Source organism: Sphingobium sp. B2, from assembly GCF_007693735.1.
Lineage (GTDB): Bacteria > Pseudomonadota > Alphaproteobacteria > Sphingomonadales > Sphingomonadaceae > Sphingobium > Sphingobium xenophagum.
In genome coordinates this window covers 419,077-443,164 of sequence record NZ_VDBZ01000002.1, presented here as the reverse complement: position 1 = coordinate 443,164, position 24,088 = coordinate 419,077, and the positions used below count along the sequence as shown (strand labels likewise).

General features: G+C 60.2%; 24 protein-coding genes. 14 read left to right on the top strand and 10 right to left on the bottom strand.

The features are described from left to right. Positions 1-44 precede the first annotated feature (44 nt). A complete protein-coding gene (locus FE851_RS17740) occupies positions 45-1,016 on the bottom strand; it encodes an AraC family transcriptional regulator (protein ID WP_261371065.1) in 972 nt (323 codons plus the stop codon). A gap of 187 nt (positions 1,017-1,203) precedes the next feature. Here FE851_RS17740 and FE851_RS17735 point away from each other — a divergent pair, with 187 nt between their 5' ends. From FE851_RS17735 to FE851_RS17715, 5 genes are all read left to right on the top strand, one after another. Continuing rightward, positions 1,204-2,712 (top strand): aldehyde dehydrogenase family protein, encoded by a 1,509-nt coding sequence (locus FE851_RS17735; protein WP_145205332.1) that lies wholly within the window; start codon positions 1,204-1,206, stop codon positions 2,710-2,712. Positions 2,713-2,815: 103 nt separating this feature from the next. After that, positions 2,816-3,976, top strand: a complete 1,161-nt coding sequence (locus FE851_RS17730) for an acyl-CoA dehydrogenase family protein (protein WP_222422967.1) — start codon at positions 2,816-2,818, stop codon at positions 3,974-3,976. 22 nt (positions 3,977-3,998) lie between these two features. Next, entirely contained in the window at positions 3,999-4,355 is a 357-nt protein-coding gene (locus FE851_RS17725) for a hypothetical protein (RefSeq protein ID WP_145205326.1), read from the top strand. Then, a complete protein-coding gene (locus FE851_RS17720) occupies positions 4,352-5,095 on the top strand; it encodes an SDR family NAD(P)-dependent oxidoreductase (protein ID WP_145205323.1) in 744 nt (247 codons plus the stop codon). The genes FE851_RS17725 and FE851_RS17720 overlap by 4 nt, the downstream gene beginning before the upstream one ends. A gap of 70 nt (positions 5,096-5,165) precedes the next feature. Continuing rightward, a complete protein-coding gene (locus FE851_RS17715) occupies positions 5,166-7,346 on the top strand; it encodes a TonB-dependent receptor (RefSeq protein ID WP_261371046.1) in 2,181 nt (726 codons plus the stop codon). 70 nt (positions 7,347-7,416) lie between these two features. On the opposite strand, the gene FE851_RS17710 is transcribed toward FE851_RS17715, so the two are convergent. Further along, the gene (locus tag FE851_RS17710; RefSeq protein ID WP_145205320.1) at positions 7,417-8,226 is read right to left on the bottom strand and encodes an SDR family NAD(P)-dependent oxidoreductase; all 810 of its coding nucleotides are present in this window, start codon (positions 8,224-8,226) and stop codon (positions 7,417-7,419) included. Positions 8,227-8,372: 146 nt separating this feature from the next. Here FE851_RS17710 and FE851_RS17705 point away from each other — a divergent pair, with 146 nt between their 5' ends. The 5 genes from FE851_RS17705 to FE851_RS17685 are packed head-to-tail and all read left to right on the top strand — an operon-like array spanning position 8,373 to position 13,767. Beyond that, entirely contained in the window at positions 8,373-9,500 is a 1,128-nt protein-coding gene (locus FE851_RS17705; RefSeq protein WP_145205317.1) for an MFS transporter, read from the top strand. Next, entirely contained in the window at positions 9,497-10,810 is a 1,314-nt protein-coding gene (locus tag FE851_RS17700; RefSeq protein WP_145205314.1) for an amino acid permease, read from the top strand. The genes FE851_RS17705 and FE851_RS17700 overlap by 4 nt, the downstream gene beginning before the upstream one ends. Beyond that, a complete protein-coding gene (locus FE851_RS17695) occupies positions 10,800-12,080 on the top strand; it encodes an aspartate aminotransferase family protein (RefSeq protein ID WP_145205310.1) in 1,281 nt (426 codons plus the stop codon). The genes FE851_RS17700 and FE851_RS17695 overlap by 11 nt, the downstream gene beginning before the upstream one ends. A gap of 11 nt (positions 12,081-12,091) precedes the next feature. Then, entirely contained in the window at positions 12,092-13,144 is a 1,053-nt protein-coding gene (locus FE851_RS17690) for a phosphotransferase enzyme family protein (protein ID WP_145205307.1), read from the top strand. Beyond that, positions 13,144-13,767, top strand: coding sequence for a TetR/AcrR family transcriptional regulator (locus FE851_RS17685; RefSeq protein WP_261371045.1), 624 nt, complete (start codon positions 13,144-13,146; stop codon positions 13,765-13,767). Before FE851_RS17690 ends, FE851_RS17685 begins: the two co-directional genes overlap by 1 nt. A 12-nt stretch (positions 13,768-13,779) precedes the next feature. On the opposite strand, the gene FE851_RS17680 is transcribed toward FE851_RS17685, so the two are convergent. Further along, complete coding sequence (locus tag FE851_RS17680; RefSeq protein WP_145205304.1) at positions 13,780-14,691, bottom strand: helix-turn-helix domain-containing protein; 912 nt, start codon at positions 14,689-14,691, stop codon at positions 13,780-13,782. Positions 14,692-14,989: 298 nt separating this feature from the next. Here FE851_RS17680 and FE851_RS17675 point away from each other — a divergent pair, with 298 nt between their 5' ends. Next, complete coding sequence (locus FE851_RS17675; RefSeq protein ID WP_261371044.1) at positions 14,990-17,245, top strand: TonB-dependent receptor; 2,256 nt, start codon at positions 14,990-14,992, stop codon at positions 17,243-17,245. Between the two features lie 129 nt (positions 17,246-17,374). Next, on the top strand, positions 17,375-17,812 hold the full coding sequence (locus tag FE851_RS17670) for a MarR family winged helix-turn-helix transcriptional regulator (RefSeq protein ID WP_222422966.1): 438 nt from the start codon (positions 17,375-17,377) through the stop codon (positions 17,810-17,812). 4 nt (positions 17,813-17,816) lie between these two features. Here FE851_RS17670 and FE851_RS17665 read toward each other — a convergent pair whose 3' ends face one another. The 7 genes from FE851_RS17665 to FE851_RS17635 form a co-directional block, all read right to left on the bottom strand. Further along, a complete protein-coding gene (locus FE851_RS17665; RefSeq protein WP_145205298.1) occupies positions 17,817-18,239 on the bottom strand; it encodes a c-type cytochrome in 423 nt (140 codons plus the stop codon). A 25-nt stretch (positions 18,240-18,264) separates the two neighbouring features. Then, positions 18,265-18,783, bottom strand: coding sequence for a methylamine dehydrogenase light chain (locus FE851_RS17660; RefSeq protein ID WP_145205295.1), 519 nt, complete (start codon positions 18,781-18,783; stop codon positions 18,265-18,267). After that, positions 18,780-19,412 (bottom strand): thiol-disulfide isomerase, encoded by a 633-nt coding sequence (locus tag FE851_RS17655; RefSeq protein WP_145205292.1) that lies wholly within the window; start codon positions 19,410-19,412, stop codon positions 18,780-18,782. The genes FE851_RS17660 and FE851_RS17655 overlap by 4 nt, the downstream gene beginning before the upstream one ends. Beyond that, a complete protein-coding gene (locus tag FE851_RS17650; protein ID WP_145205289.1) occupies positions 19,409-19,936 on the bottom strand; it encodes a MauE/DoxX family redox-associated membrane protein in 528 nt (175 codons plus the stop codon). The genes FE851_RS17655 and FE851_RS17650 overlap by 4 nt, the downstream gene beginning before the upstream one ends. Beyond that, positions 19,933-21,081, bottom strand: coding sequence for an amine dehydrogenase large subunit (locus tag FE851_RS17645; RefSeq protein WP_145205286.1), 1,149 nt, complete (start codon positions 21,079-21,081; stop codon positions 19,933-19,935). The genes FE851_RS17650 and FE851_RS17645 overlap by 4 nt, the downstream gene beginning before the upstream one ends. A gap of 31 nt (positions 21,082-21,112) precedes the next feature. Next, the gene (locus FE851_RS17640) at positions 21,113-21,448 is read right to left on the bottom strand and encodes a c-type cytochrome (RefSeq protein ID WP_261371043.1); all 336 of its coding nucleotides are present in this window, start codon (positions 21,446-21,448) and stop codon (positions 21,113-21,115) included. 157 nt (positions 21,449-21,605) lie between these two features. Then, positions 21,606-22,532, bottom strand: coding sequence for a LysR family transcriptional regulator (locus FE851_RS17635; protein ID WP_145205280.1), 927 nt, complete (start codon positions 22,530-22,532; stop codon positions 21,606-21,608). A gap of 97 nt (positions 22,533-22,629) precedes the next feature. On the opposite strand from FE851_RS17635, the gene FE851_RS17630 reads away from it, so the two are divergent. Together FE851_RS17630 and catC are read left to right on the top strand one after the other, a co-directional pair. After that, the gene (locus tag FE851_RS17630; RefSeq protein ID WP_145205277.1) at positions 22,630-23,790 is read left to right on the top strand and encodes a muconate/chloromuconate family cycloisomerase; all 1,161 of its coding nucleotides are present in this window, start codon (positions 22,630-22,632) and stop codon (positions 23,788-23,790) included. Positions 23,791-23,795: 5 nt separating this feature from the next. Continuing rightward, positions 23,796-24,086 (top strand): muconolactone Delta-isomerase, encoded by a 291-nt coding sequence (gene catC / locus FE851_RS17625; protein WP_145205274.1) that lies wholly within the window; start codon positions 23,796-23,798, stop codon positions 24,084-24,086. Positions 24,087-24,088: the final 2 nt, after the last annotated feature.

The window sequence follows — 24,088 nt, the reverse complement described above, 5'->3', positions numbered from 1 at the left end:
GCAAGGCGGGACGGCGCGATTGACGCGCTCAACGTCCGCAGCGGTCAGTGGCGGCGCGTGGAACGCAGCGTGTCGGACGGGCTGCAACCATAGCGTTTGCGGTAATGCTGCGCATAGCGGCCAAAATCGACAATCCCACAATCGAGCATCAGATCGGTCACGCGCTCCGCCCCATCGGCCCGGCATAGCGCTTCGTGCAGACGTTCCAGCCGATGGCGGCGGATATAATCGGCCGGGCTCGTCCCCAGGAAGCGGTTGAAGCCGGTTTGCAGGCTGCGGACGCTGACCCCCACCTTTGCGGCAATGCGCGCGACCGACAGGCTTTCGTCATAATTGTCCTGAATGATCGCGCGTGCACGCTGCACATGCCAAGGCGCTGTTTCATTGCCTGGCATGCCGATCAGGTCTGAATAGTTGCTGGGGTGATAGCTCAACAGCAACTCGATCATCATGGCGCCATAATGACGTTGCATCCGTTCATTGCCGAACATATCAGGCGCGCTATCGGCCTGATCGGCGATATGGGTTACCAGCCGCCGCCAAGCGTTGGGCAGGGAACCGTCATCAACGCCTGTCGTATCAAAGACAAGCGGTCGGCTCACCGAAAGACCCAGTTGTGCGTCGAGATAGGCATCGAACGCGCCTTTGGACAATCTGACCGTCAAATGGCGGCAATGACGTGTCATTTCGACCCTTAGCCTCGTCCCAGGAGAGGTGACATGGATTGCGCCGGGTCGCACGATGCAGCGACGGGCATCATCCCACATCACGCTGCTGCCGGCGATGCCGATATGGACCATATAGCTGTCATCGATATGCGCCGGGTCGATGCGCACGTCAGTGCCATAGGAAAGATCGACGATCTGCGCTTCGCCCAAATCGTAGCGCCGCAACTGGGTCGCAATCGGCCGATCTGACTGCAGAGTCATCCGGTGCGGCGCCAGGGCTTGCGACACGAACTGCAATGTCGCGTCCGCATCTGTTGATTGGAAGTGGGTCTGGTAGCCGCCTGTCATTGCAAGAGAGCGAGTCGACACCGTTCACATCTCCTCTAACTCCCCTCTATGGATGCCCGGTAAAAGTTGAATAGTCAAGCAAGTTGGCATTGTTTTCGTGCCGATCGCGCATGTTCGCTTCGCCTTTTGCATAGTGCGGCAAGGCACGCTGTTCCTATCATCCCGACATATCAGGGAGAGCTTCGCCATGCCGCAAATAACCGATCAGAAAGCACGCCTCGGAGAGGCTGCCCAACGCTTCCTTGGGTCCAGCCGCAAAATGCTGATCGATGGGCAATGGGTTGAAGCCCAGTCTGGTCGGACGATCGCCGTCGTCGATCCCGCGACGGGCCTCAAGCTGGTGGATGTGCCCGCGGGCGGGGCCGCAGATATCGACCGTGCCGTAGCCGCTGCGCGACGGGCATTCGAAGGGTCGTGGGCTGCCGCCCGGCCCGTGATGCGCGAGCGCCTGTTGCTGAAACTTGCGGACCTGCTCGAAGCGCACGCCGATGAGATGGCCGAGCTTGAAACAATCGACAGCGGCAAGTTGCTGATGATGTCGCGCATGGCAGACCTGACGCTGGCGATCGATTCCCTGCGCTACATGGCGGGCTGGGCGACCAAGATCGAAGGCACGACGATCACGCCGTCATTCAACTATGTCCCGCCCGGCATGGAGTTCACGTCGCAGACGCTGCGTGAGCCGGTAGGGGTGGTCGGCCAGATCATCCCGTGGAATTTCCCACTGGTCATGGCAATATGGAAGATTGCACCGGCTTTGGCTGCCGGGTGCACGGTCGTGCTGAAGCCGGCTGAGGACACGCCGTTGACGGCGCTCAGGCTGGGCGAACTGATCTGCGAGGCCGGATTTCCCGACGGCGTCGTCAACATTGTTACCGGCGATGCGGAACCGGGCGTTGCGCTTGTCGATCATCCAGACGTCGACAAGATCGCCTTTACAGGTTCAACCGAGGTCGGGCAGATCATTCAGCGCCGCGCCGCCGACAGCATGAAGCGGCTCTCGCTCGAACTGGGCGGCAAATCACCTGTTGTCATCTTGAAGGATGCCGACATCGGTATGGCCGTGCAGGGTGCCGCGCAGGCTGTATTCTTCAATCATGGTCAGGTCTGCACTGCTGGATCGCGACTATTTGTCGAGCGGCCGATCTATGATGCGGTAATGGATGGCCTTGCCGAAGTGGCCAATGGCTTTACGCTGGGTTCCGGTTTCGACGAAAGCAGCCAGATGGGCCCGCTGGTGTCCGCCAAGCAACGAGACCGGGTGCAGCGCTTCCTTGAGGCAGGATGTGCGGAAGGGGGGCGTTTGATCGCCGGCGGCACGCAGGTGGAGGGTGACGGATTCTTCTTCCGACCGGCCGTGTTCGCCGACACGCGCCCCGATATGACGATCTATCGCGAGGAAATATTCGGCCCAATCCTGGCAGCGACGCCGTTCGACGATCTTGATGACGCGATGCGGCTAGCCAATGACAGCGTCTATGGTCTGGGTGCCAGCGTATGGACCAACAATCTGTCCTTGGCGAACCGCGTCGTGCGACGTTTGAAGGCAGGCAATGTCTGGGTGAACTGCCACAATCTGCTGGACCCAGCCGTACCCTTCGGAGGGTATCGGCTTTCGGGATATGGCCGCGAACTCGGCCACGCAGTCACGGATATGTATACCGAAAGCAAGTCCGTAACGACCCTATTGCTCTGACGCGGATCATGTTTTTACTTGATTATTCAAGTTTTGTAGCGTCAAATTGCAGAACATCGCACCTTGGAATCGGGGTGCAGTACGGCATTTCCGGGAGAGTATGATGAATATCGCGCTACAATCTCAGCCAGCGTCGCAGGGGGAACGAGCCACCGCATTTGACCGGCTGATCGATGTCGTGCGCGCGCAGCGCACGCAGTTTTCGCGAGATCAGCAATTGAGCGCGGAGGTCGTCGGTCTGCTGCGAGAGGCGGGTTTCTATCGTGCCATGGTGGCCAAGCGGTTCGGCGGAGACGAGGCCTCGCCGATGGATTTCCTGCGCATGGTGGAACGGCTATCGGAAGTTGACGGCTCGGCTGGATGGGTCGCAAGCTTCGGCTTTTCAGCGATCTATCTTTCAGCGCTCCCGGTTGAAACGCTGGAATCGATCTACGCCGATGGGCCCGATGTCATTTTTGCCGGTGGCATCTATCCGCCGCAAAAGGCGATCCCGGTCGAGGGCGGGCTTGAAGTGTCTGGCCGCTGGTCATGGGGCAGCGGTTCGACGGGAGCGGATCTGGTTGGCGTAGGGATAAAGGTCGATGGGGGCGACAGCGGCGGCCTGCCACTTATCGCGGTGATGCCCGCAGCAAAGGTGCGCATCGATCGCAACTGGGACGTGATCGGTCTCAAGGGGACCGGCAGTCATGATATGGTCGTCGACAAGGTTGTCGTGCCCAAGGAATGGACGTTTATCCGCGGAGGCAAGTCGAGCCTTGACCAGCCGCTATACCAGTATCCGACCATGTCGCTTGCCGCCCAGGTTCTTGCGGTCGTCGCGCTTGGCACGGCGCGGGGGGCAATCGAGGTGCTTTCGGAGCTGGCGGGCGGACGAAGTTCGATCACCGGAGCGGCTAATCTTGCAGATCGGCCTTATTTCCAAGCCGATATAGCAAAGGCGGAGGCTCTGCTCCGTTCCGCCCGTGCCTTCTTCTACGAGGCTACCGAGGAAGCCTATAATACGCTGTTGCAGGGTGATGAGCTCAGCATCGAACAGCGCACTTCGCTCCGTTTGGCGTCGACCAATGCAGCGCGCGCCGGTGCGGACGTCACGCTTGCCGTATATCGCCTCAGCGGCACGACCGGCATTGCGACCGACCATATGATCGCCCGGCATATGCAGGATGCGATGGTGGTACCGCAACACGCCTTCCTGTCGGACAGCACATGGCAAAATGCCGGACGCGTCCTGCTTGGCCTCGACGCGCCTGCGGGCTTCCCCTGATCCTATCGGAAGGACTATATTCATGACCGACAAACCCAAATTGCGTGTGCTGTTTTGTGGCGCCGTTCTGCAGAATTTCTTCGATCTGCCGGGAAGCGAGATCGGCAAGGTGTGGGCTGCAACGGGGGAGATGCTGAAAGGCATTCGTGACCTGCCGGGGGTCGAGATCATCGGCACGATCGACGACGATCAGACGATGGTGGGAACATCGCCCAATGGCTGGCCTTGGACCTTCTACATTCTTGCCGATGTGCCGGATCGCGAAACGGCCGTTGCTGCCTGCAACCTTTTTCGAACGATCGAGGTCGGCGAATATCGGCTGTGGCGTTACATTCGGGTCGAAGCGCGGGTAGGTCGCGAATTGGTGATCCCGGCATGAACGGCGACGTCGCACTGGTGACGGGCGGTGCAAGCGGTGTCGGTCTCGCAATTGCGATGGCGCTCCATGCTGCTGGTTACCGCGTCGCGATTGGTGACATCGATACAGATGGGGCAGTGAAAGCCGCGCACATGATCGATCCCGACGGTGCGACGGCCGTGGGACTGGGGCTTGATGTACGGCAGGAAAGTGCGTTCGCTCTGGCGCGCGATGTCTTGGTCGAGCGCTGGGGTTCGGTTGAAATTCTCGTCAACAATGCGGCGATGACGGCGGCCAAGCCAGTGCTCGACATCACGCCTGAAGAATTCGATGCGGTCACCGCGGTCAACCTGCGAGGCACTTTCGTCGGCAGCCAGGTCTTCGGTCGGTTTTTTAAAGAGCGTGGCTATGGCCGCATAGTCAACCTGGCCTCTCTGGCGGGCCAGAATGGCGGGACGGCGACCGGTGCCCATTATGCAGCGTCAAAGGGCGGGATATTGACGCTGACAAAGGTCTTCGCGCGTGATCTTGCGCCCTTTGGCATCACAGTCAACGCGATTGCGCCGGGGCCGCTCGATACGCCGATGGTCCATCAGACCGTTCCTGCCGATCGCATGACGCAATTCCTGACCAACGTACCAGTCGGGGTGCTGGGTGAACCGGCTTTCATAGGCGCGACGGTAGCATTGCTCGTGGGGCGGGCCGCTGCCTTCATCACTGGCGCAACAATCGACATCAACGGCGGCCTCTACATGCGCTGAGACCACCGACACAGACAAAATAATAACAAGACGCTCTTCGCAGGGCAGGACAAAATGGAGGAGACATGGAATGAAGATAGTTATGAGGACGGCGCGAAACGCGCTGATCGGCGCTACTATATTGGCCGGCCTGCCGGGCTTTGCGGCAGCGCAAGATATGCCCGGCGAAATTGTCGTTACGGCCCAAAAGCGCGAACAGAATATTCAAAATGTCAGCCTGGCGATCAGCGCGTTGGGGAGCGAAGGCCTGGCGGACCTTGGCCGGCAGGAATTGTCGGCGCTCGCAGCAAAGCTGCCCAGCCTCCAGGTGCTGGCCTACAGTCCCACGCTCACCGTGTTCAATATTCGCGGCGTGTCACAGAACGACTTTGCCGACACACAGGAGGCCCCGATCGCCTTCTACAATGACGAAGTCTATGTCAGCGCGCTCGGTGCCATTGCCGGTCAAACCTTTGACCTTGAACGTGTCGAGATGTTGCGCGGGCCCCAAGGGACATTGTTCGGCCGCAATGCGACCGGCGGACTGGTTCAGGTGATCACGGCCAAGCCGACGGCCGATCTGTCGGGCTTTCTCACCGTAACCGGCGGCAGTTTTGGCCAGATCGCAACGGAAGGTGCGATCAGCGGACCACTTAGCGAAACGCTGCGCGCGCGCCTGTCCTTCACGACCGAGCACCGCAAGGGCTATATCAAGAACACCATCGGCAAGGATATCGGCAACGCCCGCTTCTATGCGGGGCGCTTCCAGCTTGCGGGCGACGTGGGCGAAGGGGGATCCTTCACTCTGAAGATCCAGGGTATGCGCAACGACGACGAGCGCAATGGCGGTCTTTACAGCCATCGCACTGCTGTCGCGAACGCCGATGGCCTTGGCGAATATGTCGGACCGAATGAAAATCCGTTCGGTACCTGCAATGGCTGTGACATGTTCGGTTATGTCCAGGCCGGATCAGACCCGCTCAAAGTCGCCTTCGATGGTCCTAACAGCTTCAGCCGGACCTACTGGAGTGGAACGCTTCGCTACGAACAGGATCTGGGCGACGTAACCCTCACGTCCATTTCCGACTATCAATATCTGAAGAAGCGCTATGGTGAGGATGGCGACATGTCGCCAGCGCCAATCTTTCGCTATTATACCGCGCAGGATCTCGACCAATATTCGCAGGAGCTTCGCTTGTCGGGCGACAGCGACGCACTGAACTGGGTGGTCGGTGGCTATGCCATTAAGATCGTCAGCGACAATGACTATAACACGGACTTGTCCGCGATCGGCCTTGATGAGGTCTATGGCGGTCGGTTGAAGACGACGTCCTTTGCAGCCTTTGGTCAGCTCGAATATGCGATCAACGACCAGTTCAGCCTGGTGGGCGGCGCGCGCTACTCCTACGACCGCAAGATCCTCGACTTCACCCATTCCGAAAACGGTGTTGTGGATTTCACGTTCAACCGCGCCAGCGTCGGCAAACTCGCCCGACAGGTGTTCAAGGATTATTCTGGCAAGGTCGGAGTCAATTACAAGCCGAACGACGATACTTTGATCTACGCCAGCATCAATCGCGGCATCAAGGGTGGCGGGTTCGGCACGCCAGCATTCAACCCCGGCGACCTGACCACGATCCCGTTCAAGAAAGAGGTGCTGACCGACTATGAAGGCGGCGTGAAGCTGACGATCGATCGGAACACGCACGTCAATCTGTCGGCGTTCTACTATGACTATAAGGACTATCAGGCGTTCGAATTGATTGGCATCGCGCTCGCCGTCCGCAACAAGGACGCCACGATCAAGGGTCTTGAGTTCGAGTTCAACACGCGCCCTGCCGATGGGCTCTACCTCTCGACGTTCGCGACCTATCTCGACAGCAAGGTCAAGGGTGTCGCACTGCCCGGAGGGCGGATAGCGGACACGCGCATGCCACAGGCCCCGAAATTCAGTGCGGGCGGGCTGGTTCGCTACGAATTGCCGGTCGGCGCCGGAAAGCTGGCGATGCAGACGGACTGGAAGTATGACAGTTCGCAATATTTCTCGACGTTTAATGCCCCGGTCGACCGCCAGGCAGGCCGCATTGTCGGCAATGCGCGGATTACCTACACGACCGGGGATCGGAACTGGGAACTTGCCGGCTTTGTCACCAACCTGACCGACAAGCATTACAAGCTCTATAATCTCGATCTGTCGGGTCCGTTCGGCTTCACGCAGCAGACCTATGCCCGGCCGCGCTGGTTCGGCGTTAGTGTAACGCGGCACCTTTGATCGATATATCAGGAACGGACAAAAAGGGGCGGCCAATCGGCCGCCCCTTCGCTATATGGGGATGATGGGATCAGGCGGCCGGTTGTTCCACGATCTTGTCGAAGAAAGTCATCCCCACATTCGCAACCAGTGATGCGCCGTCGACCGCAAGAACGGCTCCATTCACGAACGACGCGGCGGGCGACAGAAGCCATGCTATTGCTTCTGCGGCCTCCTCCGATGTGCCGGCGCGACGTGCGGGAACATGTTCGCTCACTTTCGCATAGGCGCCTTCGAGGTCGTCTGCGATATGCATCGTTTCCATCTCCTCGTCCCCCATTTCAGTCCGGATCCATCCTGGCGCGACGATATTGGCACGCAGGCCGTCACGGGCATGTTCATAGGCCAGCGTCTGGGTCATCAACTGAAGCCCCGCCTTGGACGCCGAATAGGCTGCGAGGCCTGGCCCGGTCTGCATCGCGCCGACAGACGTAATGGAAACGACGGCTCCCTTCGCGGCGAGCAGGTGTGGCAGGGCGGCCTGGGTCATCACGAACGGCCCGGTCAGGTTGATCGCGATCTGCTGATTCCAGGCCTCCAGGCTTATCTCTCCAAAGCCGGCGTTCACCAGCACGCCGGCATTAAGGACCAGGCCGTCGAGGCGACCGAACCGTGCGACAATGTCGGCGATCAATTGCGACGCTGCGGTTGGGTCGCCTACATCGGTGACGAAGCTTGCCGCTCCGGTTTCGCTGGCCACCTTTTCCAAAGGCTCCAGCCGCCGGCCGCAGATGACGACCTGCCATTCGGCAGCCAGCCGGCGCGCGGCCGCTGCCCCTATCCCGCTGCCGCCGCCGGTAACCAGCACGACGGGCTTCGTCGACCTATATTCTCCACTCATGCCATCGCCTCCTTATTTGGAATTAGGTTCGGTTAAATATTATATTTAGAGAGTATTTAACAAAAAATGGCGCTACATCCACAATATAATTGGACCAGAGTACAAAAAATATTAGGGTGGCAACGACTCGTAGGGAGGAGGCGCAGATGCGCTGGATGAATGTGGCACCGCTTACAGGCGGCACGTTTCTGGGCATGTACCCAATGATGACGACGCCGATCCTGATCGGCGGGGTCATGGACGGCGCGGCGATGACGTCGGAACAAGCGGGCTGGATCGGCACGATATCGGTCGGTGCGGTCGCGGCGGCTTCGATGCTTTTGCCCGGCCTGCTCCATCGTTTCCCGGGGCGGGGCCCGCTCTACCTTTTCGCGGCGTTCCTGGTTGCAGGCTATGCTGGCTTTGCCATCGCATCGGGTTTCAACAGCTTCGCCGCATTTGCTTTTCTGAGCGGCATCGGGTCGGGCGGCCTGCTTGCCGGCATGGCGATGCGGATTGCAGGCATGCCAAGCCCCGATCGCGTCTATGGCGGCATCTACGCGGCGGCGACGATTGCCTTCGCATTGCTGCTATTGCTGGTGCCGATCATCGGTGGCGCCGCAGGCGTTGGCGCAGCATTCCTGACGCTTGCTGCCGTGGCGCTCGTCGTAACGCCAGCGTTGCTGTTCGTTAGCGATCATGTCGTGGCCGACGCGCCTTTTTCGACCGATGGAGGCTTGTCATGGGGGATGGTGATGGTCGTCATGCTCGTCATGGTGATCACCTTCCCGCTTTATGGAGGCGTATATTCCTTCTGTGAGCGGCGCGCGGTCGCCGTCGGCTTGTCACCGGCCGGGGTCGGGTCGGTTCTGGGCGCGACAACCTTGATGACGGTGATCGGCGCCGCGCTGGTTGCCTGGATCGGAACGCGGCCGGGTCGCACCATTCCCACCCTGGCGACGATGGCAATTGCGACCATCGCTTACGGGCTGGCCCTGGGCGCGCGGGCTGTGGAGCCTTTCGTGCTGGGAATGCTGGCTTTCGGGCTGATCCAGATGGCCCTTAACAGCTATTTTTTCGGCCTGGCCTCGGTCCTTGATCCCGGCGGACGGGTGGCGGCTTTCCTTCAGGGCTTTTCGCTCATCCCCTATGCGCTGGGCGCGGCGCTTTTTGGCACGCTCGGCAACCTGCCGGAAGTCGCGATCCCGGCCATGGTGGTCAACATATTGGGCGCGCTGATCCTGCTACCTGTGCTTCTCAAGCTTGATCGCGCAGCAAAAGGGGCGCGCGCATGACTGGCGTGCGCCGTTCGCTCGGCTGGGTTCATGTCGCAGGTCTTGGCGTTGCACTGGTCATCGCTGGACAATATTCCGGTTGGAACTACGGCCTCGCCGCGGCAGGCTGGGCGAACATGGTGGTTGCCACCGTGTTGATGGCTCTGCTCTGCTTCGGATTGGCGCTGTGCCTTGCCGAGCTGTCAGCTGCCCGGCCCCATTCGGGTGGGCTCTACGTCTATTGCACGGACGCCTTTGGTTCGATCGTGGGGTCGTCCGTGGGGTCCGCCATATTCTTGGCCCTTGCGATCGGGACCGGGGCGGCGTCGGAGTTCGTATCGGCCTATGCGAGCCATGTTATCGGTTTCGGCGGCTGGCCACTGAAGATCGGCATGTTTGCCGCCATCCTCGCACTTCATTTGCGCGGTGCGGGCGAGGCGATGTGCCTGATCGTGGCGGCAGGTCTATGCGCGGTGCTTGGTATCCTGGTTTTCGATATCGCGATGATACCGCATTTCGCCATCGCCAATCTGACACCGGGCGGGGGGCGGCTGCACGTGGACGCTGCCGGGATCTTCGCCAGCATTCCCTACGCCATCTGGCTATTCATATCGGTCGAGCAATCGGCTGCGGCTTCCGAGGAGGTTAGCGACCCGGCCCGCGACATGCCGCGCGGCATCGTTGCTGCGGTACTGACGCTGCTGGTTTCGGCATTAGGGGTGTTGGTGCTCGGCGCAGGCGCCGGTGGTATAGAGCGGATCGGACAGGCCGCCGACCCACTCTACGCGGCTATGTCGGGCGTGCCAGCGGGGGTGCCGCACTGGATCGTCGTGATGGTGGGGCTGAGCGGCATATTGGGCCTTGTCGCGACGCTTTTCTCCTTGGTCTATGCGGCGTCGCGGCAGATATTCGCTCTTGCGCGTGATGGCGTCGCGATCGGTGCGCTGGCGTCCACCAATCGCTTCAGCGCGCCTGACAAGGCACTGATCCTGACCTGCGCGATCGGCTTGGCGGCATCTGCTCTACCGCCCGACCGCGTGATGTTGGCCGTGGTCCTCTCGCTGAGCGGTTCCTATGTCGTCCTCCTTGCCGCATTCATCCGCCTGCGGCTGATCCGCCCCGATTTGAACCGCCCCTTCCGCGCCTGGGGTGGCATTCCGATGGCAACGGCCGCCCTGCTGCTCGCCGCGGCATTGTTTATCGCCTGCTTCCGTGCCGATGTGCGCGTCCTGATCGGCCTCGGCCTGTGGATCGCACTTGTCACGGGCATGAATCTCATCCGCCGCAAAAATGCGGCGTCGCCTCGCGAAAGGATTGCCGATGTCGTCTGATCAAACGTTGCTCGAGCGCCGCTACCGCGTGCTGGGCCGGAACGCGCCGCTCTTTTACGAGCGGCCCGTTCATCTGGTGAAAGGGCAGGGCGTCTGGCTCACCGATGCCGATGGCCGCGAATATCTCGACGTTTACAATAATGTTCCCCATGTCGGCCATTGCCATCCGCATGTCGTGGAGGCGATCGCCAGGCAGGCTGCAACGCTCAACATCCATACGCGCTACCTCCATGAAACAGTTGTCGCCTATGCTGAACGGCTGACCGCCACCTTCGCCCCTGGCCTCGACAGCGTCGCCCTGACCTGTTCCGGCACCGAGGCAAACGAGCTTGCGCTCCGCATGGCGCGCTATCGCAGCGGCGGTGAAGGGATCATCGTCAGCGATTTCAGCTATCATGGCAATTCGGAAACCTTGGCAGCGGTCACGACCTGCTTCCCCGTGCCCGAACCCTTTCCAAGGTTCGCGCGCAAGGTCGCCATCCCCGATCCCTGGCGCGATCGACAAGGGCGCAGCGACGAAGAACTTGCCGACCAATTCGCGGCACAGGTGGAAGCGGCGGTCCGGTCGCTGGAGGCCGACGGCATCAAAGTCGCGGCGCTACTGATCGACACGCTGTTCGCCAATGAAGGCCTGCCTGCGCCATTGCTCGGCTATGTGGCCAAGGCGGCGGCGATCGTGCGCGCGGCAGGCGGGCTGTTCATTTGCGATGAGGTGCAGGCGGGCTTCGGTCGCACGGGCATGATGTGGGGGCATCAAGCAACTGGCGTGACCCCCGACATCGTCACGCTCGGCAAGCCGATGGGCAACGGTCACCCGATCGCAGGCGTCGTGGCGCCAACGGACCTGATCGACAGCTTCGGGCTGGCCGCCACATATTTCAACACGTTCGGGGGAAATCCGGTGTCGGCTGCCGCAGGGATGGCGGTCCTCGACGTGCTGGAAAATGAGCAATTGCTGGAGAATGCTAATAGCGTTGGAGACTATGTCCAGCAGGGACTCGACCGGCTTGCGGACAAGCATGCGATCGTGGGCAACGTTCGGGGCAGGGGCCTCTTCTTTGGTCTGGAACTGGTGCATGACGATGCCGGTCGCTCGCCGGCGACCAAGGAAACCAAGCGGGTGATGAACCTCATGCGCGAGAATGGCGTGCTGATCAGCCGCATCGGCCGCCACGACAACATATTGAAGATGCGCCCACCGATGGTGTTTGCCAGGACGCATGCCGATCACCTTCTCGCTGTACTCGATGACGCGCTCGGCGCGCTGTAATGGGATTTGTGATGACAGATTTTTACGCGTTGAGCGATGCGGACCAGATTGAACGCCTCGCCGAACTGGCCCGTGTGGCGCTTACGCGCTGGCCGGGCGCTTTCGATGACATTCGCCTCATAAAATATCGTGAAAACGCGGTGTTCTCTGCCCATCGCGACGATGGTGTACGCGTCGCCGTCAGGGTTCATCGCCACGGCTATCATAGCGACAGGGCGCTGCATTCCGAACTCCGCTGGATGCAGGCGCTGGCGCAGGATGGCATTGACGTACCGCCGATCCTTCTCAGCAGCGGCGGCCAGATCTTCGAGACGGTGTCGGCGCCCGGCATACCCGAGCCGCGCCAGGTTGATGTCCTCGGCTGGCTTGGGGGCGCACCGGCAGGATCATCAGAGAACGGGCTTGGACTCGACGATACTGGTGCGGCGCGCCTGTTCTTCGACGCGGGCGCGCTGGCCGCAACGATGCATGATCAAGTGTGCAAAATGAACCTTGCCGACGATTTTGAGCGACATGCATGGGATGAGGATGGGCTGGTCGGCACCGATCCGCTCTGGGGCCGTTTCCTGGACCTTCACATGCTGTCTGCCGAACAGCGCGCCTTGCTGACTGATGCAGCCACTTATGCGGCGGTCGATCTCGCGAATTTTGGCAAGGGCCCGCATAATTACGGCTTGATCCATGCCGACTTCGTGCCGGAAAACCTCCTCGTCGATGAGAGCGGGCTAAAACTGATCGATTTCGACGATAGCGGTTTTGGCTGGCATATGTTCGACCTTGCGACGGCTCTCTATTTCAATCTCGATCATCCCGGCTATAGGGCAATGGAACGGGCCTTGTTCGAAGGTTATCGATCGGTCCGAACCTTGCCTGAGGATGACGAGGCCATGCTCCCGCTATTTCTCTTCCTGCGCAGCACGACCTATCTCGGTTGGGTACAGACCCGGCCGGAAACGCAAACCGCCAAGGAGTTAGGCCCCTTTTTGATCGATCGCGCTTGCCTCGTGGCGCAGCGTTATCTCGATCAGCGCACCCTTGCGGCCATGGCGGGCCAGACGGCCTGATGGAGGAGGCTGGGCGCATTCCAGCGACACAGGCGCGCGGCCGCAAGCGGCGCGAGGCGTTGCTTGCGGCCGCGCGCCAACTGCTGGCCGAAAAGGAGAGCAGTCAGATCACGCTGGCCGACATGGCGGCGCATGCTGCCGTACCGAAAAGCTCCGCCTATCATTTCTACACCGATGCGCTGGGCCTCTATGCCGAACTGGTCGCTATCCTGGACAGCGAACTGCAACAATTGATCCAGCAGCCTTTGCCGCCAGTTCATGACTGGGAAGAGGCGATGAGCGTGATCATTGATCGTGCGGCGTCTTTCTTCGAGGACAATCCGGCGGCCCAGCAGCTTATGCTGTCATCGCAGACGCCGCCGCAGATCAAGCGCTTCAGCCGGAGCGCCGACATGGAAACCAGCCGACTGATCGAGGCGCTGTTGGAAAGCCGTTTCGTGCTCCCTGACATCCCCAATCGCGGACGAATATTCTTTCATGCCGTCGAGGCGGCCGATCTAATGTTCGGCCTTTCGCTGTTTCAGAGCGGCATCCTGCAGGCGGAGATGGTTGAAGAGGCAAAACGGATGAGCTGCGCCTATCTCGCACTCTATTTGCCGCGCTATCTTCCTGTCCGCGCCTAGTCGGACCTGCGATCAGTTTCGCCTGCGCGTGCTCGCCGGAGGCGTGCCGAACCGTCGCTTGAACAGACGCGCGAAATGGCTGCTGTCGTTGAAGCCCGCGGCGAAGGCGACCTGGCACACCGATCGGTGTGGTGATGCGGGATCTCGCAGCCATTGCTGCGCAAGGTCCAGCCGCAGGTTGGCAAGCCAGCGATGGGGGGTCGTTCCGGCTGCAGCGAAAAGACGGTAAAGGCTTCGTCGCGAGAGGCCGAACACATTTGCGAGCATGTCGGCATCAAGATCCGGGTCACCAAGGCGGGGCGATGCCCATTCGCGCATGCGCTCCAACTGCTGACCGGCGCGGCTGGGACGTTCCTCTGCCAGCCTTGCGCGGTTCAATGCGCTATCGAGCAAGGACAGCGTCACCGACATTGCGACTTCGTCGTCATTCCTGTCCTGTTCGCCCGCGTCGTCGAGCGATTGCAGGACGGCGGACAGCATACGTCCCGCACCGCTTTGGCCGGGAATGTGGCGGCCATAAACGCAATCGACATGGGCACCGATCTGCGAGAGCATATCGCGCGGCAGCGCCAATACGAGCGATCTTGTTCCTTCCTCTCCCACGTCAATTGTGCAGGCCTCGCGCGAATCCATCAGGACCAGATCGCGCGAGCCAAGGGTGGTTTCACGGTCATAGTGGCGCACCATCACGGTGCCGCGCATGGACATGAGGATGAAGGCCCGATCGGTCCACTGGCCCGACAAGGCGGGGCGGACGCTGCGTACAGCCCGCGCCGAAATATGAAACCCATCGAACGGGCCGGCGGCCGCTGGCCGCATCTCGCCGCGCGACCGTACCGATGTGGCAAAGGGTTCGGTATCGAACGCGCCGTATGTAGCGCGCAAGGACTGTTCGAACCGGTTCAGCGCTTGTAGTTGCGTCATCGCGACCCTCGCTCGGAATTGGCATGCGCAGCGCGATTCGCTGCAATCGGCCTGTCAAGATGTTCTGAATGATTGCATTCCTTTTCAAGTAAATTCGTTCCGGCCGGCATTTGGTCGCTGCGTGCGGGGGTTTTGGCATTCCAAGACGCGCTTTTGGCACAGCAGTGCGGGACCGGCAGCAGCGCGTCGCCTAGCGTTACTGGCTCAAGGCCCGCGGCCCATGCCGTCAAGAGAGGCTGATGTTCCAGGAAGGACAGGAGGCTGACCAGCCTCTTACATGGATAGAGGGGGAAACTAGATGATGAAATATTCCACCGTCTTGCTGAGCGGCGTTGCCTTCATTGTCGGCGCGCCAGCGTGGGCGCAGGAAGCAACCGAAGCGCCCATGTCCGACGAGATTGTGGTCACCGCGCAGAAGCGGGCGCAGTCAGTCCGCGACATCGGCATCAACATCACCGCTTTTGGCGAGGATGAGCTACGGCGTTCCCAGGCCACTGACGTAGGTTCGCTGGCCAGCCAGTTGACCGGCGTGGTCGCGACGACCAGTGTCAATTTACCGGCCTTCACCGTTCGCGGTATCGGGCTGAACGAGTTCGCGTCGAACTTTGACTCGCCCGTCGCCATTCATGTGGACGAAGTCTATAAGAGCAAGCCGTTCATGGCGACCGTGCCATTTTTCGACATTCAGCGTGTCGAAGCGCTCAAGGGGCCACAAGGCACCTTGTTTGGTCGCAATACGACTGGCGGATCGGTGAACTACTACACCGTAGAACCGCAGTTCGAAACCAGCGGCGGCATGAACTTCAATATCGACAATTACAGCCGCGCCCGCATGGACGGATTTTTCAACCAGACGTTGAGTGACACTATTGCTCTGCGCGGATCGTTCCTTGTCGCCCAGGGCAGTAGCGGCCCTTATCGCAATCTACTTTCCGGGAGAGACCATGGTGCACCCAACCAGATGGTCGGGCGCCTGCAACTGAAATGGCAGGGCGCCGCCACCTCGCTGCGGTTGCTTGGCTATGCGTTTCGCGACAAGAGCGAACTGACCCCTTATAAGAGCCCTGGCATCTTCAACCCGGACGGCACGCTTTGTCCGCAGGTCTTTACCGGCGAAATACGGAAAAACCGCACCGCATGCCTGAAATATGGCCCCTTCATGCCGGGACCAAATCCGCTGGGGCTACGCGAGACGCAAAGCATTCGCGAACTCTCGGCGGACAATCCGCAGGGCGCCAACAACACGGCCTATGGCGGCTATGCACGCATCGAGCATCAGGCCGGCAATGTCAGCTTCACGTCAATCACGGCCTTTGACTATTTCGAACGCGATCAGACGGACGATCCTGACAACTCGCCTTATCCAACTGCCAACCAGAATTATTATGACAAGATCAATCAGTTCTCTCAGGAACTGCGCGCGTTCGCGACGCTGGGGCGGCTGAACCTGCTTGTCGGCGGCTTCTACGAACATGATTCCATAAAAGATGTCACCAGCGCCGATCTGTCGGCTAATGCGTTGCTCGGCTTGCCGCCCTTTGCGCCGCGACTGGCCGCCGTGTTTACGCAGAAAGTGCGCTCGATCGCGGCATTCACCAACGCCGAATATGCGTTGACTGATACGCTCACCCTGATCGGTGGTCTGCGTTACACCAGCGACCGCACGTCAATCGATGCGCTGACCTATCTTGGCGCGAATGATCCAACCGGCCGCACCCATGTAGTAACGCCGGTCATCCCTGCCGATGCTCTGATCGACCGTCGTACCGATAACACCACATCTTTCCGGGCGGGGCTGAATTGGAAGCCCTCCACGAACCAGTTGTTCTACGCATCGGTTTCCCGCGGCTTCCGCAGCGGCGGCTACAGCATTCCCTTCGGCGGGGTCATCACCAGCTTCGATCCTGAGCAGTTGACCGCCTATGAAATCGGTTCGAAGTCGCGCCTTCTCGATCGCAAGCTTGATCTGAATGCGTCTGCATTCTTCTATGACTATAAGGATTTGCAGACCAACGTCGACGATCCATCGTCGCCGCTCGTACCGATCACCCGGAATATCGGGGGATCGCGAAGCTATGGCGCCGAAGTCGACCTGACTTTCCGACCCGATCCAAGCATCATGATCAGGCTGGGGGGAAGCTATCTGGATTCGCGCTTCCGCAATACCAATGCGACGATTGCGACCTATGTCGGATCAGTGCCCCTGGACGGCAAACGCCCTGTCAATAATCCCAAATGGTCGGGTCAAGGCATGGTGCAAAAGAGCTTCGCGGTGGGTTCCAACCTCGAACTGATCGCCAACACCGATTTCCGTTACGTCGGCAACCGCTTCCTGGAGGCTACAGGCCAAATTTTCGACCGCGCGCCATCCTATTGGGTTCAAAATGCGCGGCTGACGTTGGCCAGCAAGAAAGGAAGCTGGGAAGTCGCAGCCTGGGGCAAGAATATCTGGAACAAGGAATATCTGACATATATCAACAATGTCAGCTTCTTCCGGCTGGAAATCTATGGCGAACCGGTATCATATGGGCTGGCGGCTTCTTTCAAATTCTGATCCTCATCCGGGCCGTCATCCTGTTGACGGCCCGGATGAAACAGACGCTTCTCAAATCCGCTCAGGGTCGTGGTTGAGAAATTGCCACGACGCTCTATGAGCATCGCCGGACAACTCCGGGAGTGGAAAGTGGAAGGCTCAGATTTCGATGCGCGGCAATGGCCCTTTTTCTGGATAACCCAGACGGCGGGCCAATATGTTCGGACGATCGAGCCAGCCTTGCGCAAGATCGGACTGGACGTTCCGCGCTGGCGCGTGCTGATGTGCGTCGCGCCGGGGCAAGCGATCAGCGTTACGGAAATCGCCGAGCTTGCGATCGCAAAGCTGCCGACAATGTTGAAGACGATCCAGCGTATGGAAGCTGACGGGCTCGTCGCCTGCGCCCAGCGCGCAAGCGATGGCCGGGTGACTGAGGTTACCCTGACACAGAGCGGCCTGGAAGCGCGCGAGCGAGCGTGGGGCGTCGCCGAGAAAGTATTCGAAAAAGCTTTCGCCAAGACGACCCAGGCAGACCAGTTGCGTCTCAACAAGCTGCTCGAACGCATCTACACCAGGCTGCGGACCTGATCGCTCACTGCGTTTGCAGAGGCTTCCCACGGTCCTGCGTCAGCAAGCGTTGGCGGACGGCCCGCACTTCCTGGAGCCGATTGCGCCGCAGATGACCGACTTCGCTTGCGGAATAGGGAGCGAAGGTGGCCGCGATCTCGGGTGTCATTTCCGGGATGAGCCAGTTGAGCACGCGCGCCAGCTGCGCATCCGTCAGTTGCGCGTTGGCGACGCCCGGAACGCGGCCGATATAGTCGCGACCGCCCGGTAACTGCGCAATCCGTCCCAGTTCGCCGCGCATATCGGGAACCTTGCCCTTCCGCCCACTACCGTCGGCGAGGTGGCAGCCCTGGCAATGCAACATATAGTTGGTGCGCGGCGACAGGGTTTCAGGATCGGGCGCGTTGGCTGCTAGCAGCCCGACGAGCGCGGTCGCGCAGAATGCCATCGATACCCAGCGGCCGCCCACAGCCTCAACCAGCAGGGCCGAGGATCACGGCCGTCGAGCAATTATAGACGACGCCGCTCTGCGTGCCGAGGCACCAGTCGAGATCATTTGCCGCTGACGGCTGATAGACCGGCATGTCGCGTTCATTGCGCGTGCATTCGCAGCGGCCGCAAGCGCTCTTGCCGCAGCAATCATTATACGAAACGACATAATCCTTGTTGTCGACGGGATTGCGACAGGTTCCGATCCAGGTGATCGGCGAAGGTTCGGTACCTGGCGGGCAAGTGGATGCCGACCCCCCGCAACAGGAACAGAGGAAACCGTCGATCGCGCAATAGCGCCAATAGTCGCAACTCGCCGGATCGCCGGCTTCCCCCGGTTGTGGCGGCGTAGGCGCTGTTGCCGCGATACCCCGCGACACGGGCAACAGTGGTGACGCCCCGACCGTAATAGCCGCGCCCAGTCGGCCGATGAAACCCCGTCTCGACAGACGGCGGGCAGCGTTGCGGGCGAGATATTCGGCCACCCGATCCATTCTGTTCATGCGACCGTCCTTTGCTGAGCCGGAACGAAGGGCTTGCGTGCTTTTTCAAGATATTGCTGAAGTGATGCGACACCATGTCGGCGCGCCTCGAACAGGCTTTCCAGATGCTCGCGGTTGTTAACCAGCCCCTTGGCCGCGACATCACCATTTGCCGTTATGAGCACGGCATAGGGCAGTTTGGACACCGCATAGGCCATGCCGAGATCGGTCGACAGCACGAGCGGGAAAGCGTCGAGCCGCTCGTCGACGATCATCGCGCGTTGAAGATCCTCATCGCCATCGCTGGCCAGTACGACGCGAAGTGAAGCGCTTTCTTCCCGCGCGATCGATTTCACGATGGGGATCAGCGATTTGCACATTGAACAACGCGGCGAGAGGAAGAACAGGAGCGTGTCGCGCCTGCTGTCATCTTGTCCGCCGAGCGTGACAGTGCCGCCTCCCAAGGCTTCCAGTTCGAAACGCGGTGCTCGATCGCCGACCGCAATGCCGCCGGGCAATGTCAATGCGCCAACAGGGCCCAACCGTTCGTGCAATTGGCCAACTTGGCGGAACAGCAGCAGCACGCCTGTACACAGCGCCAGCAACAATATCCATTGAACGACGACGGCAATCGATAGAGCTACGATCATGACCTGATCCTCCGAGCCTGCGCAGTCGCGGCTTCCATGATAGCATAAAGAAGGGCGGTAGCGAGAATGGCGCAGGCCATGCCGAACCAGTCGAGCCACATCAGCGAGCGTCCACTGGTCTCGGCGGCGGCAATGGCGAAAGCTATTATAGCAAGCATGACATTGCGTACGACCATGCGCCGATGGATAGGCATTCCTGTCTTGCCAAAGGCCAGACAACCGCAGTCAATGGTGCGCCGACCGCGTTTCAGGTTGATGGCGATCGATCCGGCGTACAGCAGCAATAGACCGGCAATCGCGACCAGACCAGGCGTGCCCCAGACCAGCGTGACGATGGCTGCCGAGCCTTCGGCTAACGGAACGAGCGGCGCGACCCAAGGTAGAGCGGCAGCAGGAAGCAGCCGATAGTCGGCCAGAACGTCGGTAAAGGCGGCCATGTCGCGCAGCTTGTGCCATGCCGCTGCCATCATCAGCGCCGCAAGGGCGCCTCGCACGACAAGCGCGATGAACGGATCGATGCTCATTTCGCGCCCGGAATGCGAGGTGCAGGCTGCAAGACGGTGATTGCGCTACCCATTTCGTCAATTTCGCGAAGCTGTTTGCCAGTCGCGGCATCATATACGATGAGCTTGGGGACACCGAACATTGCAGTGTAAAGCAATGGCTGATCATCTTCGCTGACCGCAATGGCGGTGGCAGGGCCAGCCATCGGATAGCGGTGCAGGCGTTTGCCCGTGGTGGCGTCGAAAACCCAGATCTCCACGCCGGGATCCTGGCGGGTGGTCGCATCCCCTTCATGCATCAATGTGAAAAGACGCTTGGTCGCTGCATGATAGGCGATCGGCTGCACCCCGCCCGTTCGCCAGCCGGCAACATCCTGGCCGATCATGCTCCAGCGTTTCTTCACCTTCGGGACGGCGCCCGACCCATCGACGACGACCGCGTGCGTGTCAGACGTCTGGAAAAGCCATTCTGACGTGGACAGGCGGACGGCCTTTTCATGGGCCGGATCGCTATCGGCAAAAATGGGCTGCGACGCCTTGCCGAGTGTCAGCGCGCCGGTCTCCGAAAGCGTGGCCGTCTGCATCGATCCATCGCCACACAGCATCATGAAGCGCCGGGCATCAACGGGATATACGAGGGTACAGCCGGGCGTTTCCGTTTCCCCTACGAGCTTTTGCGCCGGCACGTCGACAATGGTGATCGACTGCTCGGGCGTGAAGTTCGTGACGATCTGGAAGCGGTCGTCATCGGTTCGCGTCGAATGGGCCAGCAGCGGCAAGGACTTCATCTGCTTGGGCGGGATGATGACCTCTCCCGTCCTGCCGAGCGTCTTGATGTCGTAAAAGGTCACGACGTCCGTGCGCTCCCCGGTCGAACCGCGTGAATAATAGGTCGAGACCATCGAAAAACGCTGTCCGTCGGGCGCGATTTGCAGCGGCCCCTGCACATATCCGCCACTCACCATGCCGAGAAATGCGCCGCTATCCGCGTCGACCAGATATGCACGACCATCCAGCGGCCGGTTGAACGAGACATCGTTGACCCAGATCCAGTGTGGCTTCATCTGAGCGTCGAGTTCGGCGACGTTCAACGTCTCGGGCTCAAGTTGGGCAGCGGCCGGCGCGGCGATCAGGCTGGTCAGCAGCATCACATGCCAGAACCTCATTCCATATCTCCCCGGCTGTTTGACCGCGACATTATTTGCGCAGCGTTTTAAGAAAAGCGATAAGGTCGGCGCGCTGCTTGGCATCGGGGATGCCACCGAACGCCATGCGATTGCCCGGAACCACACCCGATGGTCGCGCGACGAAGGCGTCGAGCTTGTCAGCTGTCCATATGATACCGCTTTTTGCCAGTGCCGACGAATAGGTGAAACCGGTGACGGTTCCTGCCTTTCGGTTCACGACGGCGTTCAGGGCAGGCCCGATTTTGGGCCCCTTGGCGGGATCGGTAGAGTGGCAGATAGCGCACCTCTTGAAGACCAGGGCGCCCGACGCCGCATCCTGCGCGCGTGCTGGCGCAGCGGCCGTCATTCCGACAATTGCGAGAAGCATGAGCTTTGATGGTCGCTTATTCAATCGCACGTCACTCCCCGTCGATTAACCTGGAAAGTCGATTCGATCGCTTTCCTTTTCAACTAATATTGACGGGAATATCGTGGTCGCATCGGGCTGTCACTAGAATTTTCAACTAAATGTCGGTCAGTGCCGCATTGAGCCCGGCCGCTGTTCCTTCGGACAATTCCCGGCAAAGGCGTTCGAGTAGCCGGGTTGGCTCGGATTGGTCAGCGATCCGCCAGCTAACGATGATGGGAGAGATTGCATCGCGCTCCGCAATAGGGCGGTAGACGATGTCATCCCGTCGCAGGCGCTGAACTGCGGCAGGGACGATCGCGATACCTACGCCGGCAGCGACGAGGCCGAGCGCAGTCTGCAACTCCCGCACTTCGCGCATCGGGCCAGGCTGAACGTCATGATCTCTCAATATGTCGAGCAGTTGGTCGGCATAGCTGGGTCGTGGTTCGCTGGGGTAGAGAATCAAAGGCTCATGCGCGGCGGCGTTTAGGCTGATGGGCTGTCCCTTGGGTGCTGCCAGTTGATGGAAGACAGGCAGTGCCATGAGCAGCCTTTCACGCACGATCAAATGGCGGCGGATTGCGCGATCGTCGGCGGTCAGGCGGCCAAAGCCAGCGTCGATGCGCCCGTTCTTGAGCGCTTCTATCTGCGCCATCGTGTTCATTTCTACCAGATCGATCTCAATCTGAGGGGCTGCAGCGCGAAAACGACGGATCAGGTCGGGTACCGGGCCATAAATTGTCGATCCGACAAAGCCGATGATGAAGCGCTGTCGGCCACCTTCGGCATGACGCTTCATCGCGGCATGAAGCTGCCCAACGGCTTGCATCACCCGTTGTGCGTGGTCGAGCATCACTCGGCCCGCATCGGTCAGCGCGATCGGTCGGCTTTCACGGTCGAACAGGGCCTGGCCCAATTCATCCTCAAGCTCGCGAATTTGCCGGCTGAGTGGCGGCTGAGCGATGCCCAATAATCCCGCCGCTCTGGTAAAATTGCGTTCACGCGCAACCGCTAGGAAATAATGGAGATGTCGCAGTTCCATGATCATACCTATGAGGTATGGAAAAAGACGAATCAAGTCTTTGTCATACCGGAGAATCGGCCATATCTTGCATATGACTGAGGTATGAGGAGGCCGAATGATCGCCGTCGAAAAGGTGGAGACGATTATCGTCGATGTCCCGACGATCCGTCCGCACGTCCTCGCCATGACGACCATGTATCGTCAGACGCTTTGCATCGTGCGCCTTCATTGCTGCGATGGCGTGGTCGGTATCGGTGAAGCGACGACGATCGGTGGGCTTGCCTATGGTGAGGAAAGCCCCGAGGGCATCAAACTGGCGATCGATACCTATTTCAGCCCGATACTGCTGGCCGGGGATGCATCCCGCCCGGCCATGATCATGGCCGCGCTCGACACGTCGATCGTGGGTAACCATTTTGCGAAATGCGCGATCGAAACCGCGTTGCTCGATGCCCAGGGCAAGCGCTGCGGAATGGCTGTCAGTGAATTTCTCGGCGGACGGGCGCGGGACAGCCTGCCTGTGCTGTGGACTCTGGCGAGCGGAAATACCGCCAAGGATATTGCCGAAGCCGAAGCGATGATCGCATGCCGTCGGCACAATGCGTTCAAACTGAAGATCGGCAAGCGTCCCGTTGCCGACGATGTCGCGCATGTCGGTGCGATCAAGAAGGCGCTGGGGGACAAGGCGTCCATCCGCGTCGACGTCAACATGGCGTGGGACGAAACGACCGCTCTTAAGGGTATGAAGATGCTCGCAGATGTCGGTTGTGATCTTGTCGAACAGCCGATCTCGCGCAACAATCGCGCGGGCATGGAGCGACTGCGCGCTGCCGGGGTCATCCCGATCATGGCTGACGAGGCGCTGCGGGGGCCGGTTGACGCTTATGATCATGCCGTGCGCGGCGCGGCGGACGTGTTCGCGGTCAAGATCGAGCAGTCAGGTGGCCTGATCGCCGCAAAGGCGGTGCAGGCGATTGCCGACGCAGCCGGCGTTGCACTCTATGGTGGCACGATGTTGGAAGCGGGGGTGGGAACCGTCGCGTCCGCACACGTCTTTGCGACGTTCGGCACGCTGTCTTTCGGTACGGAATTGTTCGGGCCGCTCCTGCTGACCGAGGAAATTCTCGAAACGCCGCTCACTTATGGCGACTTTGTGCTTCAAGTCCCTTCAGGGCCCGGACTGGGCATCACTCTGGACGAAGACCGCATCGCGTTTCTTCGCCGCGACGCCTTGTCGCGTCCTACCATCAGCATCCCCGCTGCGCAGAAAGGCTGACTGATATGCTCTTCAAGGTGGAAATGGATGTCAACGTCCCTCTCGACTATGACGCAGACCGCTTCGATGCACTCAAGCAGGCGGAAAAAGCGCGCTTTCAGGAATTGCAGCGCGCAGGCACCTGGCGTCACATCTGGCGCGTGGTCGGCCAGTATAGCAATGTCAGTATCTTCGACGTCGACAGTAATGGCGCGCTTCATGACATTCTGATGAGCCTGCCGCTCTATCCTTTCATGACCATTCGCGTGACGGCTTTATGCCGTCACCCGTCTTCGCTTCACGACGACGATCGCTGACA

What these genes read in the sequence shown, in the direction of transcription:
- FE851_RS17740 (WP_261371065.1), bottom strand. Translation starts at nt 1,016, where the DNA reads ATGACAGGCGGCTACCAGACCCACTTCCAATCAACAGATGCGGACGCG.
- FE851_RS17735 (WP_145205332.1), top strand. Translation starts at nt 1,204, where the DNA reads ATGCCGCAAATAACCGATCAGAAAGCACGCCTCGGAGAGGCTGCCCAA.
- FE851_RS17730 (WP_222422967.1), top strand. Translation starts at nt 2,816, where the DNA reads ATGAATATCGCGCTACAATCTCAGCCAGCGTCGCAGGGGGAACGAGCC.
- FE851_RS17725 (WP_145205326.1), top strand. Translation starts at nt 3,999, where the DNA reads ATGACCGACAAACCCAAATTGCGTGTGCTGTTTTGTGGCGCCGTTCTG.
- FE851_RS17720 (WP_145205323.1), top strand. Translation starts at nt 4,352, where the DNA reads ATGAACGGCGACGTCGCACTGGTGACGGGCGGTGCAAGCGGTGTCGGT.
- FE851_RS17715 (WP_261371046.1), top strand. Translation starts at nt 5,166, where the DNA reads ATGAAGATAGTTATGAGGACGGCGCGAAACGCGCTGATCGGCGCTACT.
- FE851_RS17710 (WP_145205320.1), bottom strand. Translation starts at nt 8,226, where the DNA reads ATGAGTGGAGAATATAGGTCGACGAAGCCCGTCGTGCTGGTTACCGGC.
- FE851_RS17705 (WP_145205317.1), top strand. Translation starts at nt 8,373, where the DNA reads ATGCGCTGGATGAATGTGGCACCGCTTACAGGCGGCACGTTTCTGGGC.
- FE851_RS17700 (WP_145205314.1), top strand. Translation starts at nt 9,497, where the DNA reads ATGACTGGCGTGCGCCGTTCGCTCGGCTGGGTTCATGTCGCAGGTCTT.
- FE851_RS17695 (WP_145205310.1), top strand. Translation starts at nt 10,800, where the DNA reads ATGTCGTCTGATCAAACGTTGCTCGAGCGCCGCTACCGCGTGCTGGGC.
- FE851_RS17690 (WP_145205307.1), top strand. Translation starts at nt 12,092, where the DNA reads ATGACAGATTTTTACGCGTTGAGCGATGCGGACCAGATTGAACGCCTC.
- FE851_RS17685 (WP_261371045.1), top strand. Translation starts at nt 13,144, where the DNA reads ATGGAGGAGGCTGGGCGCATTCCAGCGACACAGGCGCGCGGCCGCAAG.
- FE851_RS17680 (WP_145205304.1), bottom strand. Translation starts at nt 14,691, where the DNA reads ATGACGCAACTACAAGCGCTGAACCGGTTCGAACAGTCCTTGCGCGCT.
- FE851_RS17675 (WP_261371044.1), top strand. Translation starts at nt 14,990, where the DNA reads ATGATGAAATATTCCACCGTCTTGCTGAGCGGCGTTGCCTTCATTGTC.
- FE851_RS17665 (WP_145205298.1), bottom strand. Translation starts at nt 18,239, where the DNA reads ATGGCATTCTGCGCGACCGCGCTCGTCGGGCTGCTAGCAGCCAACGCG.
- FE851_RS17660 (WP_145205295.1), bottom strand. Translation starts at nt 18,783, where the DNA reads ATGAACAGAATGGATCGGGTGGCCGAATATCTCGCCCGCAACGCTGCC.
- FE851_RS17655 (WP_145205292.1), bottom strand. Translation starts at nt 19,412, where the DNA reads ATGATCGTAGCTCTATCGATTGCCGTCGTCGTTCAATGGATATTGTTG.
- FE851_RS17650 (WP_145205289.1), bottom strand. Translation starts at nt 19,936, where the DNA reads ATGAGCATCGATCCGTTCATCGCGCTTGTCGTGCGAGGCGCCCTTGCG.
- FE851_RS17645 (WP_145205286.1), bottom strand. Translation starts at nt 21,081, where the DNA reads ATGAGGTTCTGGCATGTGATGCTGCTGACCAGCCTGATCGCCGCGCCG.
- FE851_RS17640 (WP_261371043.1), bottom strand. Translation starts at nt 21,448, where the DNA reads ATGACGGCCGCTGCGCCAGCACGCGCGCAGGATGCGGCGTCGGGCGCC.
- FE851_RS17635 (WP_145205280.1), bottom strand. Translation starts at nt 22,532, where the DNA reads ATGGAACTGCGACATCTCCATTATTTCCTAGCGGTTGCGCGTGAACGC.
- FE851_RS17630 (WP_145205277.1), top strand. Translation starts at nt 22,630, where the DNA reads ATGATCGCCGTCGAAAAGGTGGAGACGATTATCGTCGATGTCCCGACG.
- catC (WP_145205274.1), top strand. Translation starts at nt 23,796, where the DNA reads ATGCTCTTCAAGGTGGAAATGGATGTCAACGTCCCTCTCGACTATGAC.